This is a genomic window from Mesorhizobium sp. 128a (genome assembly GCF_053848025.1).
Window position 1 is genome coordinate 22,337 of record NZ_JBSPKY010000035.1, and the last position, 16,045, is coordinate 38,381.

The 16,045-nt window shown below is 62.0% G+C and carries 9 protein-coding genes; 8 read left to right on the top strand and 1 reads right to left on the bottom strand.

Going from position 1 to position 16,045, the window contains the following annotated elements; all coding sequences use genetic code 11:
• Positions 1-172: 172 nt before the first annotated feature.
• Positions 173-1,795 carry a glucosamine inositolphosphorylceramide transferase family protein gene (locus ACWTU9_RS31505; RefSeq protein WP_454590277.1) on the bottom strand — a complete coding sequence of 541 codons (1,623 nt, stop codon included), beginning with the start codon at positions 1,793-1,795 and terminating at the stop codon, positions 173-175.
• A 532-nt stretch (positions 1,796-2,327) separates the two neighbouring features.
• On the opposite strand from ACWTU9_RS31505, the gene ACWTU9_RS31510 reads away from it, so the two are divergent.
• The 8 genes from ACWTU9_RS31510 to ACWTU9_RS31545 all read left to right on the top strand — a co-directional run.
• Complete coding sequence (locus ACWTU9_RS31510; protein ID WP_455861720.1) at positions 2,328-3,572, top strand: glycoside hydrolase 5 family protein; 1,245 nt, start codon at positions 2,328-2,330, stop codon at positions 3,570-3,572.
• Positions 3,569-4,576, top strand: coding sequence for a glycosyltransferase family 2 protein (locus ACWTU9_RS31515; protein WP_455861721.1), 1,008 nt, complete (start codon positions 3,569-3,571; stop codon positions 4,574-4,576). Before ACWTU9_RS31510 ends, ACWTU9_RS31515 begins: the two co-directional genes overlap by 4 nt.
• A gap of 73 nt (positions 4,577-4,649) precedes the next feature.
• Positions 4,650-5,006, top strand: a complete 357-nt coding sequence (locus ACWTU9_RS31520) for a hypothetical protein (protein WP_455861722.1) — start codon at positions 4,650-4,652, stop codon at positions 5,004-5,006.
• 884 nt (positions 5,007-5,890) lie between these two features.
• Positions 5,891-8,071, top strand: a complete 2,181-nt coding sequence (locus ACWTU9_RS31525; RefSeq protein WP_455861723.1) for a family 16 glycosylhydrolase — start codon at positions 5,891-5,893, stop codon at positions 8,069-8,071.
• 107 nt (positions 8,072-8,178) lie between these two features.
• Entirely contained in the window at positions 8,179-10,848 is a 2,670-nt protein-coding gene (locus tag ACWTU9_RS31530) for a type I secretion system permease/ATPase (protein WP_455861724.1), read from the top strand.
• Positions 10,835-12,262, top strand: a complete 1,428-nt coding sequence (locus ACWTU9_RS31535) for an HlyD family type I secretion periplasmic adaptor subunit (RefSeq protein WP_455861725.1) — start codon at positions 10,835-10,837, stop codon at positions 12,260-12,262. Before ACWTU9_RS31530 ends, ACWTU9_RS31535 begins: the two co-directional genes overlap by 14 nt.
• Before the next feature lie 180 nt (positions 12,263-12,442).
• Positions 12,443-13,957, top strand: a complete 1,515-nt coding sequence (locus ACWTU9_RS31540) for a phosphomannomutase/phosphoglucomutase (protein WP_455861726.1) — start codon at positions 12,443-12,445, stop codon at positions 13,955-13,957.
• A 13-nt stretch (positions 13,958-13,970) separates the two neighbouring features.
• The coding region (locus tag ACWTU9_RS31545; protein ID WP_455861727.1) for an AGE family epimerase/isomerase at positions 13,971-16,045 on the top strand (2,075 nt) is incomplete at its 3' end.

The window sequence follows — 16,045 nt, forward strand, 5'->3', positions numbered from 1 at the left end:
ATGGAAGGACGATGGATGGTTAGGGAAAGACGATAGATGATTAACTCTTTGGGGGTATCCCTTAAGGTTGTTTTCAGCTCATACCACCACCGCAGCTGTGTTGGCGGGCTCGAGCGCGCCCGGCTCTTTGCAGGCGAGGTACCTTGCGCTCGACCGCCTTGGCTGCGGATAGCTAACCCGGTGAGACCGGCCAGGAGAGGGGCTGCCCAAACGGTTCCGAGACCCCACTCAGTCCCGAGACCGGCGGGTCGGGCTCCAGCAACCGATACGAGGTCGTGACCTCTCGCAAACCCCGGATATGCCCGAACAGGTCGATCACCTCCAGGCCGGACCGGCGGTTGTAGGTGTGACATCCCAACGCTCCGGACCAAATGCGACCGATCGGGGTCTGGGCAAACTCCAACTCGCCCAGCGCATCGATCTGGCAGAACGTCACCGCGCCGCCATAGCCGCGCGCGCAGTCTTGGACCGGGCGTAGCGCGCGTCCGCCCTGTCGGATGACGGCTCCGGCGGGCCGACTGAGCCTGGCATCGAGCAGGACCGGGTTGGCGGCATGGGGCGTCCAAGACCCGGTCAGACTCTCGGCATGGTAGAGGCTCAAGGCATCCCAGGACGTGGACCTCCACAGCCTTGGGCTGACGAAAAACCAAAAGCCGCCCTCATGCCAGAGCGGCGTGGTATCGTAGCCCTCAATGCCTTCCATGAGGAAGGCCTCCCGTGTCCATCGGTAAGGGAACTCCACTGCCCTGTAGAGGCAGACATTCCTGGCCGCTCCCGATTCAGGGATCATCCAGATCTGACCATTCTGCTCGAACACGAACGGGTACGAGAGGTGATGCGGTTCCTCCACAACGATCCGGGATGCACCGGCTGTCCCGTCCCGGTTCACTGCCACGACCGCAATGCACCCCCGGTTCTTCGAGTAGAGGTACTGCTCGACAAAGATGAAATCCTGCCCTTGGTGTCGGAATGGGAACGGGTCGGCAAGGTAGCTGTCGGCATTCCCGGTGAGCATCCTGAAGGCTGCTTCGCCTTTGTCGAGCAGGCTCGCCGATTCGTCGAAGCGCCAGCCAATCCCCCACATCCTGCCGCCCCTCGCCAACGCGTCCAGACGCCGGATCGCCTTCGATGCAACCGTCCCGGTCGCCCTTGCAAGCGCCGAAAGCGCGCCAAACGAAGGTACTGCCGTCCGTGGACCGGGGCTACCGGACGCAGCTGAACCGGTTTCCTCGCACAGGGCTTTGAGGATGAGCGGCACGGCGCAGGAAAGGGCGCTGTCGAGACTCGCTGCGAACACTTCACGGTCTGCACTAGCCGGACGCGCCGTCCAAGGCCGCAACGGGCGCGCCGTGTCATGTAGGTCGATGAGAAGGTCCTGATGATTCACCCAGGCCGCCATGACTCCGATCTCGCCGGGTACGCCGTTGAAGACCGGGGTGAGCACGCGCCGCCCCGCCGGGAGCGACTCCTCCCCGCTCAAATCGATCACCACATCCACTTGGTCGGCCGGAGGCGGCCGCAGGGACCGCAGCGCCGCCTCGACGGGGTCGATGGCGCCTTTCCCGCGAACGCCATAGACCAGTCGTTCGAGTTCGAGCAGCAGACGGGAGATCAACGGTAGTGGGCGGCGACCGGCCGCGAAATCGCAGGAGACCTCGTTGCCGGGAACCTCAGCAAGCGCTTCTGCCAGCCAGAGGTGCCACCGCAGTAGCCGCGACGGATCGAGACTCAAGCAAATGCGCATTGTTGTTCTCACGACGGATTTCGAAATGGCGACAGCTTTGACGAGAACCACCTCGAGCGATGCGCCTTGCTAGCTGTCCGCCGCGGGCTCGCGAGCCAGGGAGGCGGATAAAGAGCGACAGCGCGCGGCCACATCGCAAGGGCAATGCACCAGTGCCGGCAGCGGATCGTCCCGGCGCCAGAAGCCATCCACCACGACAGAGCGAGGCGGGATCGGCTTCGCGCCACCAGGAAGGGCCGCTCGCCGATTCGCCACCGGAGATCGCGGAGGAAGACCACTAAGCTATGGCCATGCAGGGCGTCTGCGAGGACCGGGCGGGCGTATCGCGACCACAGCGCCGGGTGCTTGCGGTCGACCACACCGAGCCCGTTCAGTTCCCCACTTATTACTACCGCGCGGACTCGCCAATGCGAAGGGCCGAACTCTTGGTTGGAAGCGATGTCTGACAACACGGGTCCGTTCTCGAGCGACCGTAATCGGCCAAGCACCACTATGCCCGATTGACGGCCGGGCTGTGCGAGGCCAGAGGGGGTAATCCTTAGGGGCCATTGCACTCAGCGCGCGGCGAGAGCCACATGCAGGGATGATAGTCGGCTGGCAACGGGCGAAATACGGGGTGCGCAATGCCGGATTGCGTGTGCTGGTGTTCGCGTTGCTATTTGTTCCGGCAGCCGTGAGTTGCGCGGACAACTTGTCGCCAGCGTCCTTCATCAAGACCTCCGGCACGGAGTTTACGGTCGACGGCAAGCCATTCTTTGTGACCGGCGTGAATAACCACTATGTAACCTTCGGTTCGCAGGATGAGGTCACCCGCGTACTCGATGACGCGGTGGCGATGGGCGCCAATGTGGTCCGCGTCTTTCTCCAGCCGGTGATCGGGTCCCTCGACGGAAGCGTCGCTACGATCTGGGATTGGCGAGTTGAAGGCGATGCCAGCAATCTCGCGGTCAAGGGCACATACCTGCTCTACTGGGATCCGAGCCAAAACAGGATGGCAATCAATGACGGCGCCAACGGCATGCAGAAGGTTGATTTCCTCATCGCCGAAGCCGGCAAGCGACACCTCAGGCTCATTATCGCCTTCCTGGATTTCTGGGCCTACACGGGTGGCGCCCAGCAGATGCGGGCCTGGTATGGGAGCCGCGACGAGTCCACATTTTTCTTTGATGACCCGCGCACGAAGCGGGACTACAGGACCTGGGTCCGCCACGTCGTGGAGCACGTCAACCTGCTCACCGGGCTCGCCTACCGGGATGACCCGACCATCATGGCCTGGGAGCTGATGAACGAAGGCAATGCGCAGCCGGAGGCCTTGCTGTTGGCCTGGACTGGCGAAATGTCGGCTTACGTCAAGTCCCTCGATCCCAATCACCTTGTCAGCTCAGGGAATGCCAACATTCTGGTGAAGCTGGCAGATTTGACGATCCCGACTCTCGATTTCGGGACCTGGCACGGCTACCCGCTCTACTACAAGCTGACGGTCCAGCAATTCAACGACATGATCAACGAGTTCTGCCAGTTGGCGGCCCGCGCCAAAAAGCCGGTCCTTCTGGAGGAATTCGGCTATGCCCGCTCCAATCGGGACTCCGCCGAGGCTTACGCCATGTGGGTTGATACGCTTGCCCATAATCCCAGCTGCGCTGGTTGGATGGTGTGGCTGCTGGTATCGCTGCAGGACAGCGGACGCTATCCCGTCGACGAACACGACCAGTTCGATATCCGCAATGATGGAAGCGTGATCTGGAACATCCTCAAAGCCGCGACGGCCCGGGCGGCGCAGACCCGCGCGACCCGCTTGGCCCCAGAAACCGCCCGGGAAATCCAATGACCGAAGCCTCCGTTGTGATCTGCGCGCACACTCTCGACCGCTGGGACGAGTTGAAGCGTGCGGTCGGGTCCGTCCGCACCCAAACGCATGCCCCACGTGAAATCGTCGTGGTCGTGGACAACAACGAGGCCCTGCTAGAGCGCGCAGCGCGCGAGATTGCGGGCGTCACCGTCCTCGCCAATGCCAGGCAACCGGGCTTGTCGGGCGGGCGCATGACAGGAGCGGAATACATCACGGCCCCGGTGATCGCCTTCCTCGATGACGACGCCGTCGCCGACCCGCACTGGCTGGAGGAGCTATTGGAGGCTTATCGGGATCCGGCGGTGTTGGGGGCCGGCGGTCCGGTTGAGCCGCTGTGGCAGGTGCCGCCGCCCTCCTGGTTGCCCGGCGAGTTCCACTGGGTCCTGGGCTGCACCTACGCCGGCATGCACGTGCGGGACGGGCGCATCCGCAACCCGATCGGGGCCAACATGTCGGTGCGCGCCGACGTGCTGCAGCGCGCCGGCGGCTTCGCGCCGGATCTCGGGCGCCGCAAGCTCGGATTCTCCGTCAGCGGCCGAGCAAGGATCGGCGGCAAGGCTGAGAGCTGCGAGGAGACGGAATTCTGCATTCGGGCCGCCGGCCTGTACCCTGGGGGTTATTGGGCGTATCGGCCAGCGGCGCATGTGCTCCATTCTGTGCCGGCCCAGCGCACCACGTGGAAATACTTCGTCCATCGCTGCCTCGTCGAGGGCACCGCCAAGGCGGTGTTGACGGGTCTCGCAGGGCCCAAAGACGGCCTTGGAGCCGAATGGCACTACGTCCGGGAGGTGCTGCCGCGCGCCGTGGCGAGCGACCTGAGGGCGGCTATGCGCGGCAACGTCGGCGCCGCCCGGCGGGCCGGGGCGATCATGGCGGGCTTTGCCCTTACCGCGTTCGCCTACGCCACGACGCGCCTCGGCGGGGTCGCCGGCGCTTTGTCACAACATTTGCTGTCGCGGGTCCACGCGGCCCATCGGAGATAGCTCATAGGAACCAAAACTCCGCGTTCCACAGCGAGGCTGACTGCTAGAATGTTGTCGGCGATGGGGACAAGCGATGCCGCATTATCGGGTCTACGTTCTGAACGAAGACGGCCAATTCATGGGCGGGGTCAACCTTGCCTGCACGGACGACGATGCGGCGAAAGAGCACGCCAGGCGGCTAGCAGACGGCCACGAGGTGGAGCTTTGGCGACTGGTTGCGCGGTTCAAATTTGACAATCCGCGGGGCCGGCCCGCGGCGACCAAGCGCCGCCCTCGCGCCCTGGGGCCACGTTTCAGCCATTTCAACAAGCCGCTCAAGCGATCGTATTTCCCCTGGATGGGGCTGCGATTGAACGGTCTGTCCGGTGCTGGAGGGGCTGCGCTCGATAACGGAGCCAGCCTTGCACCTTCGATCATTGAAAGCGGATGATGCGGACATCGCCGCCGAGACTGGAGCGCGTCAACGCCGCAAGGCGACCTCGGCCAGGTGCATCGACGCGCAAACGGCACGGTCAAACGTCCGCGCCGGCAGCGCCAATAGACTCGACGGCTCGTCCGCCACACAGCATCCGAAGACATCCGGGCCGTGCTTCTGGAGGACCTCATACGCGAACGACCCTCTCGAACCAACGGGCGTCCAAGCCGAACAACATTTCAGCCGACGGCCGCGGTTTTGGTAGGACGTCCGGAAGGCTGTCTCGGGGACGCCTGTTCGATCACGTTCCATATTAGGATGTGTTTATAAGTTATATTAGGAATGTGTTAATAAGCGTTAACCAAGCCTCATTCTCGCCGCAAACCGTGGTAAGGTCCGGCTGGGTTTCGTACATCGTCCTCGAATGATCAATCAAGTAGCTGCAAGACGGTGTGGGCGAATAAGTAAATGAGCGGAAATGCCTGTGTTTTACTTAGGGGCGCGGGTGAAATGAAAAACAAAAAAGACGCAATAAACTAAGGAACTACCGTGCCTATACTAGACAGCAAGCTCGGCGGCGCATCCGCCGGGAGAGATGCGCTCATCTTCAATTGGGCTGCGGCTCGAACCGTCGGACACTTTGCGCGCGTTGGCAAGCGACACCGTTTATGTGTTCAAGAGCGAAGGTCTGACGAGCATTCCCGTCGACAAAACTCCCCTCCGATGGCGAGGTCAACGTTAGGTTCGCTCGACAGCAATGTCTGGGGCGAGGACTTCCAAATCTCCACGACTTTGAAATCCGTTCGCCGTGCCTAGCTGCGAGCACATGACATGTCGCGCGCCTTGGCGATGCGCGGCAGTGGAATTTCCTGTTTTCAACGCCAAAGAAGGATCACGGAATGGCTCTTTCCGCACCTGCAGGCTTTGCTTCTAGCGACCTCGTCTTCGAGGAAAACTTCTCCGGTACGGCGCTCGATAGCGATTGGCATACGTACATCACCAGCAACGCCGCCAACGGCTGGGCCTGGAACAGCGATGGATCAGGTGGAAGCGGCCCGGGCGGGGCGTATGCTGCAGACTACGATTTGCCGAGCCAAGTGTCCTTGAGCAACGGGCTGCTGGATCTCAACGCGATCAGACAGCCCGTTAGTGGTATGAACCAGGGAACCGCACAGACATTCCCGATCACGTCTGGCGCGGTCAGCAGCTATGGCAACTTCGAATTCAATGGCGGCTATCTTCAGATCAGCATGAAGGCGCCGAGCGGCAACGGCGCATGGCCGGGCCTCTGGCTGATGCCTGGCAAAGGCGCAGGCACCAGCGGCGACAATTTCGAGATCGATATGCAGGAGGGTGGATACACCGGTTCGGGACCGGCAAACCAGGCGCTCTCCTACCACCTCCACACGCCGTCAGGGGAGTTCGGCGGCGTGGTCGATACCGGCATCGACCTCACGGCCGGATTCCACACCTACGGCATCAACTGGGACCCCGGAAAATCGATCACCTGGTATCTCGACGGGAAACAGATGGCGCAAGTGACCAGCGCGCAGGTGCCGATCCCGAATGAACCGATGCAATTGATTATGAGCAATCAGGTCGCGAATTCCAACGTGGCCGGATGGCACACGGCTCTCGATAGCTCGACCCCATCGTCGATGCACATGCAGATCGATGGCGTTCAGCTCTATCAGAAGACGGGCAGCGGCGACACCGTCACGGGTGCCAACGTCACTCCCTCGACATCCTCATCGACCCAGACCCCGACTGCGCCAACCATCCAGCCAGCGGTGACGCAGGTCGCCGCTTCACCGGCAACGGGAATCGAGCATGCCGGCGATGCCATCACATTGACGGTAGCCTTCAACAAGGCCGTGACCGTCACGGGCACGCCCGCCCTGTCGCTCAATGATGGCGGAACGGCCAGCTATGTCAGTGGCTCGGGCACCAGCGCGCTCACCTTCCGCACCACGGTCGCTTCGACCGACAAGGATACCTCGGCACTCGCCATCACCGGGGTCAATCTTCCGAGCGGCGCGAGCATCAAGGATGCATCCGGTGTCGCGGCGAACCTCTCGGGGGCGGTGAAGACGTTCTCCGGTGTGCAGATCGATCCGGTCTTGCCGGCGGTGACGCAGGCCACAGCCTCACCGGGAACCGGCACCGAGCACGTCGGCGACACGGTCACGCTGACACTCGGCTTCAACGAGGCCGTGGCGGTGTCGGGCACGCCGACACTATCGCTCAACAATGGCGCGACCGCCACCTATGTGGGCGGCTCCGGAACGAGCGCGCTCAACTTCCGCACAACGGTCGCATCGACGGACACCAATACCTCGGCGCTCGGCATCACCGGGGTCAACCTGACGAACGGTGCGAGCATCAAGGACGCAAGCGGTGTCGCTGCGAATCTTGCGGGCGCAGTGAAGACCTTCTCCGGTCTCCAGGTCGCGACCTCATCGACAGCCCCAACTATCCCAACTATCCCAACTATCCCAACTACCCCGACTACCCCGACCACCCCATCATCGATCGCGCCGGTACTCACCATCGCGGATCCCACGCTCAACGTGAACGGGGGAGGCGGTACGGTCGACCTGGGGGTCAAGGTAACAACGACCGACCCCAACGATGTCGTGACCGTGAACATAACGGGCTTGCCGAGGTACGAGACGATCACCGACAAACTCGATGGTAAGACGTTCAGGGGCGACAACATCACCTTGACGGCCGCGCAGGTCGACAGCGGATTGACGCTGCAATCGAACTACAGGGGCTCGGCCCATCCGGTGGCGACACTCAAGTTGACGGCAACGGCGAAGGATCCGGCCACCGGCGCGGTCGCGACAGCCTCGCCGCAGACCATGGCCATAACGGATCCTCGGCCTGCGGCCACCACGGCGGATCATCGGCATGCGACCGGCCCGGCCACAGCGTCCCCGGCAAGCCACAGTTTTGCGCTGCTGAACCAGTACCTGGCCGGTCACTCCGGCCGGGCCGATCACGGTCAGATCGTGGCGTCCTTGTCGAATGGAGCCAACTGGATTCAGGACGGGTACCTGATCAGACCGCACCATTGATCGCCTCCGCACCAGGGGCTTCAGCGCCTGGTGCGGCACCGTCAAGTTCGCGAATGCTGAGAAGGAACATCGAACGCGGACGTGTATCCGCGAAGGGTTAAGCCAGAATGGCGATGCAGAACGAGAATGCCCACGCCGCAGACCTCGGACTTCGAGCCCTGGCTCTGTTCCTGCGCTTTCATGGCGTAGCCGCTAAGCCCGATCAGATCCGCGATCGCTGCGGTGGCGGCGATGCGATCGGCATCCGTGCGATGATTCGCTGCGCCCGCGGGCTCGGGCTGAAGGTCGGCTCGCGCAAGACAAACTGGAAGCGACTTGGGAGTGTCCGGCTCCCCGGCATCGCGTCGCTGCGGAATGGCGGGTTTCTGCTCCTTGGAAAGGTCAACGACAAGGCAGCGGTTGTGCTTGATCCAACCTGGTCCCGTCCGAAGCAGATCACGCGCGCTGAATTCGAAGCAATCTGGGATGGCCGTTTGATCTTGGTTGGACCAGGGACTGTTGCAAATCGGGTGGTTCATGCATTCGTCAAAATCAGTTCCCGCGGGCGTGACCTGGCGCAAGGTGTAGGCAATGCCTTGATGCGCGCTCGCGATACCTTGATGCGTGCGCGTGTCGCCGATCGACGCGATCTGGCGCCTCAGTCGGCGAGCAACGATTCTGAGAATGACGACTCAGGGCTACTTGCCCTGGCGATATTGCTACATTGCCATGGTATCGCGGCCGATCCGGGTCAAATTCGCCACCGGATGGGCGCGGCGCGCGCAGGTGTCACTGAAATCCTGCGCTGTGCAAAGGATTTCGGGCTCAAGGCGAGGGTACAGAGGACGAACTGGGATCGGCTCGCGGTTACTCCGCTGCCGGGGATCGCCGTGCTACGGGACGGTAGATTCCTGATCCTTGGCAAAATCCTCGACGACAAACTCATCGTTCAGCGCCCGTCGTCACCGCAACCCTATTCTTTGACGCAGGAGGAACTCGAGGCCATCTGGGACGGCGACATCATCCTGATGACACGGCGCGCGGCCCTGACGGACCTCTCTCGTCGATTCGATATCAGCTGGTTTCTCGGCGCGGTCCACAAGTATCGCCATCTTCTCGGCGAGGTGCTGGTCGCATCGTTCTTCCTTCAGATATTTGCCGTCATCTCACCGCTGTTCTTCCAGGTGGTCATCGACAAGGTGCTTGTGCATCGAAGCATGAGCACGCTCGACGTTCTGGTCACTGGTCTCGTCGCGCTGACCGTTTTCGAAGCTGTTCTCGGCACGCTGCGCGTCTATCTGTTCGCGCATACGACGAACCGCATCGACGTCGAGCTCGGCGCCCGGCTGTTTCGTCACTTGATGGCGTTGCCGATCGCATATTTCCAGACACGCCGCGTCGGGGATTCAGTCGCACGCGTCCGCGAACTCGAGAATATCCGCCAGTTCCTGACGAGTTCGGCGCTCACGCTTGTCATCGATCTCGTCTTCACCGTCGTCTTCCTTGGGGTGATGTTCTATTACACGACGTTCTTGACGCTGATCGTTCTGGCGTCGTTCCCATTCTACATCGGCATTTCTGCGGGAGCTGCACCGCTGTTTCGCCGGCGCCTTGATGAGAAGTTCGATCGCGGCTCGGAGAATCAAGCTTTCCTTGTCGAGACCGTCACGGGGGTCGAGACGCTGAAGGCCATGGCAGTCGAGCCGCAGATGCAGCGCCGCTGGGAGGAGCAGCTCGCCGCCTATGTGACCGCGAGCTTCCGCGTGCTCAGCCTGAACAATACGGCGAGCCAGGCGGTGCAGATGATCAACAAGCTGGTCGTGGCCGCAACCCTCTACTTCGGTGCTAGGCTCGTGATCGGCGGCGACCTGACCGTCGGCGGGCTCGTCGCATTCAATATGCTGGCGTCACGAGTGAGCATGCCGGTGCTGCGGCTCGCGCAGATCTGGCAGGATTTCCATCAGGCCCGCCTGTCGATCGATCGTCTCGGCGACATCCTCAACACCATTCCCGAGCCAAGCTTCAATCCTGGCCGGGCCGCACTGCCGACGATCCGCGGGCAGGTGACATTCGAGCATGCGACTTTCCGCTACCGCATCGATGGCCCCGAGGTACTGCACGACGTGTCGTTCAGCGTCGAGCCCGGTCAGGTCATCGGTATCGTGGGCTCCTCGGGCTCAGGCAAGAGCACCGTCGCCAAGCTGATACAGCGGCTCTATGTGCCGGAGAGTGGGCGGGTTCTGGTCGATGGCGTCGACCTAGCAATGGTCGATCTAACCTGGCTTCGACGCCAGATTGGCGTTGTCTTGCAGGATAACGTGCTGTTCAATCGCTCCATTCGCGAGAACATCGCCCTCGCCGATCCGGCTATGCCCATGGAGCGCGTCATTGCGGCGGCATCGCTCGCCGGCGCTCACGATTTCATCCTGGAGTTGCCTGAGGGCTATGACACCATCGTGGGCGAACGCGGCAGCAGTCTTTCCGGTGGGCAGCGCCAACGCGTCGCAATCGCTCGCGCACTCATCACCGATCCGCGCATCCTCATCCTCGATGAGGCGACCAGCGCTCTGGACTACGAAAGCGAGCGCGCCATTCAGCAGAACATGAAACGAATTTCTGCCGGCCGAACCGTCTTCGTCATCGCTCATCGGCTCTCGACCGTGCGCCACGCGAACCGGATCATCACGATCGAGCATGGCCGTATCGTCGAGGACGGTACCCATGATGACCTAATCCGCTCGAACGGGCGTTACGCAAACCTCCACTATCTACAAGCCGGCATCCATGAAGTCCGCTAATCGAAATGTCGTCGAGTTTCCCAGAGCCCAGCTTCGGCGCCGCGAGCACGAAATTGCGTTTCTGCCGGCGGCGCTCGAAATCACTGAATCGCCGCCGTCACCGATCGGGCGCGCGATCGGGGCGAGTATCATCGCGGTCTTCTGCTTCGCGCTGGTGTGGGCGTCGCTGGGCACCGTCGATATCGTGGCGACCGCGACGGGCAAGATCGTGCCAGACGGGCGCACCAAGGTGCTCCAGCCATTCGAAGCGGGCGTTGTGCGCGCTATCAACGTACGCGATGGACAGAGCGTGAAGGCTGGCGACGTTCTGATCGAGCTCGATCCGACCATGACGGAAGCCGACCAGGAGCGCCAGAAAAGCGAACTCCTTTCGGCCGAACTCGACGTCGCGCGGCTGCGCGCGGCGCTCGCGGAGGATCCGCTTGCTGCTTTCCAGCCGCCGCAGAGGGCGAGCGCCGCGGAGATCGAGATGCATCGTCAGTTTCTGATCAGTCAGCTCGCCGAACAGGACGCCAAGCTCGCCGAGATCGATCGCCAGCGAAATCAGAAGGAAGCGGAACGATCGACCACATTGGCAAGCGGCGCGAAGCTCGAGGCGACGATACCGGTGCTGCAGGAGCGAGTCGACATTCGCAAGAAGCTCCTCGACGAGGCACTTTCTTCGAAGGTCGTCTATCTCTCCGAGTATCAGGAGCTGGTCGGCCTTCAGCAGGATTTCAAACTTGAGCAGGGCCGCCTGCGCGAAGCCGATGCGGCCATCGCACTGCTAAAGGAAACGAGGGAAAAGACCGCCGCGGAGTATCGGCGCGCGACCTATGACGCACTCGCCAAAGCCGAGCAGAGGGCTGCGAGCGCTGAGCAGGAGGTGATCAAGGCAGAGCGGCTCACGAAGCTCCAACAATTGACCGCGCCGGTCGATGGCGTCGTGCAACAACTCGCCGTTCATACGGTGGGGGGCGTGGTGACGCCTGCTCAGGCACTGGCCGTGGTGGTTCCGAGTGGGAGTCATCTCGAGATCGAGGCCATGCTCTCCAACCGAGATATCGGTTTCGTCCATCCGGGACAGAAGACTGAAATCAAGGTCGATACATTCAATTTCACCCGCTACGGGCTTCTTCATGGAGAAGTGCTCAGCGTGTCATCGGACGCCATAACTCGCGACAGGCAACAGAGCGCGTCGAACGACCCTGCGTCGGGCGTATCGCAGAGCGAAAGTGAGCCGAGAGGTCAGGAACTGGAATATGCAGCACGCGTTTCACTTGACCGTACGGACATGCAGGTGGATGACAAACTCGTCAAGCTCGGTCCCGGCATGGCGGTGACGGTCGAGATCAAGACTGGTACGCGCAGTATCATCGGCTATTTTCTCTCGCCGCTGGCGAAATATAAGCAGGACGCGCTACGAGAGCGGTAAAAGCCGGCTTCCAGCCGACGAATTCGTCCTCCCGTTGTCAACTCGAGAGCGCGGGATGTGTTCCTATTGGATGAGTGGGCGCGAACAGGGCGTTAGGGCTACCCCCAATTCGTCAAGGGCCCCGCGTCTGGCAGCGTGCTACGACTGTTCCGCGCAATTGCAGAGCGGAAAACCGCAACCGTGAACATAATCGGCCAAGCCACGCCAAACACATTCACCTTCGAAACCAGTGCTCTCATCAAAGCCACTGGCTTCCGGGAATACGATGCGCGCTGGTGGTTCGGGCATCCAGGCTCGGACAAAGAACCCGAACTCAACCTGATGGGCGTGCAGGCGATCGGCATGGGGCTCGGCACCTTGATCCGCCGAATGGGTGTCGGCCCGGACATCGTCACTGGCCACGACTTCCGCAGTTATTCCATGGCCATCAAGATGGCACTGGTCTCCGGCCTGATGGCGGCCGGCGCGCGCGTCAAGGACATCGGTTTGGCCCTTTCTCCCACAGCCTACTTCGCCCAGTTCGCACTCGACGCTCCGTCGGTGGCCATGGTGACGGCCTCCCACAACGAGAACGGCTGGACCGGAGTGAAAATGGGGGCGCAAAGGCCTCTGACATTCGGCCCGGAGGAGATGACAGCTCTGAAAGCGCTCGTGCTGGACGGCGATTTCGATCTGATAGGCGGGGGAAATTATGAATTCGTGCCGGGATTTCGTGAAAGGTACATCGAAGACCTGACCGCCGGAAAGAACCTCGGTCGAAAGCTGAGGGTGGTGGCTGCCTGCGGCAACGGCACCGCGGGCGCCTTTGCGCCGCAGGTGCTGGAAGGCATTGGCTGCGAAGTGATCCCGCTGGACGTAGAGCTCGACCACACCTTTCCACGCTACAACCCCAATCCCGAAGACATGCAGATGCTGCATGCTATCCGGGACAAGGTTCTGGAGGCGGGTGCCGATGTCGGGCTCGGCTTCGACGGCGACGGCGACCGCTGTGGCGTGGTCGACAACGAGGGTAACGAGATATTCGCCGACAAGGTCGGCGTCATGCTGGCGCGCGACATTTCCAGCCAGCATCCTGGCTCGACCTTCGTCGTCGACGTCAAGTCGACCGGGCTGTTCAACACCGATGCTGTTCTGCGCGCCAAAGGCGCTGTCACCGATTACTGGAAGACCGGCCATTCCTATATCAAGAGGCGCGTCGCCGAACTCAATGCCATAGCTGGTTTCGAGAAGTCAGGTCATTTCTTCTTCAACCCGCCGATCGGACGCGGCTACGACGACGGGCTCCTCACCGCGATCGCCATCTGCGAGATGCTCGACCGTAACCCGGGCAAGGCACTCGCCGACCTTTACAGCGAGCTGCCGCTGACCTTCGGCACCCCAACGATGTCGCCCCACTGCCCCGACGAGGTGAAATACGGGGTGGTCGCGAAAGTTGTCGGGGAATTCAAAAAAATGAAGGGGGATGGGATCGAGTTCGCCGGCCAGCCGCTGGCCAATCTCGTCACGGTGAATGGGGTGCGTGTCGTTGCCCAGGACGGCACGTGGGGCCTGGTCAGGGCCTCGTCGAACAAACCGGAAATTGTCGTCGTGGTGGAAAGCCCCGTGTCGCCGGAGCGACGTCGCGAGATGTTCGAGGCTCTCGATGCGGTGCTGCGCCGCAATCCAGAAGTCGGGATCTACAATCAGACATTCTGAGAGGAACTGGACCATGCCGGACCGGATCGTCAGTTTTGTCATGAGCGGGGGCGTTGGCTCACGGCTGTGGCCGCTCTCGCGCGAGGACAATCCCAAGCAATTCCATGACCTTTCGGGCGACGGCTCCATGCTCGCGAAGACTGTCCGACGCCTCAAGGCGCGGCCGCAGGGTGAGGCGCCGATCTACCTGATAGCTTCCGAACGGCACGCCGACCGCGTTATCTCGGACATCGGTCCGCTCGGCCTGAACGGGGGCAAACCGATTTTCGAGCCCGTTGGCCGCAATACAGCCGCAGCGGTCGCCATAGCCACCCTGCACACGATCTGCGGCCATGGCGGCGACGCGCCGGTGCTTGTGGTCCCCTCCGACCATGAGATATCGACAGAAACGCAATTCTGGCAAACCGTTGACGCGGGCATGCCGGCCGCCGATTCAGGAAGCATTGTCGTGTTCGGCATCAAGCCGACGCACGCCGAAACCGGGTACGGCTACATCGAGGTCTCGCCTAATGGTGACGGAGCTGCCGCCGTTTCTCGTTTTGTCGAAAAGCCCAATGCAGAGACAGCCGACCAATATGTGTCTTCGGGACGATTCTACTGGAACGCCGGCATCTTCCTGTTTCGGGCCGACACGATGCGGCAAGCATTCCTCGATCTCCGACCCGACATATGGGAAAGCGCGGAACGTGCCTACAAGACCGCACGGGCCGACGTGTCGGGCATTTACCTGCCCCACGGCTTCTACTCCGCCGTCCCGTCGACATCGATCGACTACGCAGTCATGGAGCGTGCGCGCGGGATCGCGATGGTTACGGCTTCCTTCCGCTGGAACGACCTTGGATCGTGGCAATCGCTGCTCGAAGCTAGCCCGACGGACGGCGATGGCAATGTCATCATGGGCGACGTCGTCGCCATGGATTGCGGCAGCTCCTACCTCAGGAGCCAGGGCAGGCTGCTGACCGTCATCGGAATGAAGGATGTGGCGGTGGTGGCGACACCGGACGCGGTATTCGTCGCTCCCGTCAGCCACAGCCAGAACGTGAAGAAGGTCGTCGAGCAGTTGGAGAAGAGCGGACGCCTCGAAACGAAGTTCACGGCGTCGGAAGACCGGGTCATCATCAGCGGGGCATGGCGCAAGCGCGTCGAGCACTGGCTCTTCGAGGAAACCCTGCCGCTGTGGTCCACCGCAGGTGTCGACGATGCGCATGGCGGCTTCCACGAGGCTCTCGGTTTCGATGCAAGGCCATTGGGCAAACCCAAGCGCATGCGGACGATGGCTCGCCAGATTTATGCTTTCGCGGTGGCCAAGGAACGCGGCTGGGACGGACCTGCCGACAAGCTGATCGACCACGGCATCGACTTCATCGCGAAATACGGCCGGACCGACCGCGGCGGCTGGGTGCGCACGCTGAATGCAAACGGCAGTGTGGCTGACCCGACGGAGGATGCCTACGACCATTCCTGCGTGCTCCTGGCGCTTGCCCATGCTTACCGATGCGGCCATCAGGATGCCTTGCGGCTTGCGCAAGAGACATTCCGTTTCGTCGATTCCCATCTTGAGGACGACAGCCTAAACGGTTTCCTCGAGACCCCCGGCTGGAAGGGAGTGCGGTTCTCGAATCCGCACATGCACATGCTGGAATCCTTCCTTGCCTGGCATGGCGCCACCGGCGACCGTGCATATCTGCGTCGAGCAGCACGCGTCATCGATCTCTTCCGGTGCCATTTCTTTGACCAGGAGAGCTGGACGCTCGGGGAACGTTTCGACGTCGATTGGCTGCCGATGCCGGGTGACGAGGGGCAGTGGACCGAACCGGGGCACCATTTCGAATGGGCCTCGCTCCTCGTCGATTTCGCGCGAGCGAGCGGGCAGAAGGACTTGGCAGCCTACGCAAGGAAGCTCTATTCGTCGGCGGTCGCCAGCGGATTGAACCGAGCCACGGGTCTGGCCTATGCAGCGGTATCGCGGCAAGGATTGCCCCTCGACCGGCTCTCCCGCAGCTGGCCGCAATGCGAGGCCGTCAAGGCGGCAGTCGCCCTGGACGGCATTGGCGGACCGGATCTGAAACCCGAGATCGAAGCTCGTGT

Excerpts from the sequence above, each read along its gene's own strand:
- ACWTU9_RS31515 (WP_455861721.1), top strand. The coding sequence starts at position 3,569 with ATGACCGAAGCCTCCGTTGTGATCTGCGCGCACACTCTCGACCGCTGG.
- ACWTU9_RS31530 (WP_455861724.1), top strand. The coding sequence starts at position 8,179 with ATGGCGATGCAGAACGAGAATGCCCACGCCGCAGACCTCGGACTTCGA.
- ACWTU9_RS31520 (WP_455861722.1), top strand. The coding sequence starts at position 4,650 with ATGCCGCATTATCGGGTCTACGTTCTGAACGAAGACGGCCAATTCATG.
- ACWTU9_RS31510 (WP_455861720.1), top strand. The coding sequence starts at position 2,328 with ATGATAGTCGGCTGGCAACGGGCGAAATACGGGGTGCGCAATGCCGGA.
- ACWTU9_RS31535 (WP_455861725.1), top strand. The coding sequence starts at position 10,835 with ATGAAGTCCGCTAATCGAAATGTCGTCGAGTTTCCCAGAGCCCAGCTT.
- ACWTU9_RS31525 (WP_455861723.1), top strand. The coding sequence starts at position 5,891 with ATGGCTCTTTCCGCACCTGCAGGCTTTGCTTCTAGCGACCTCGTCTTC.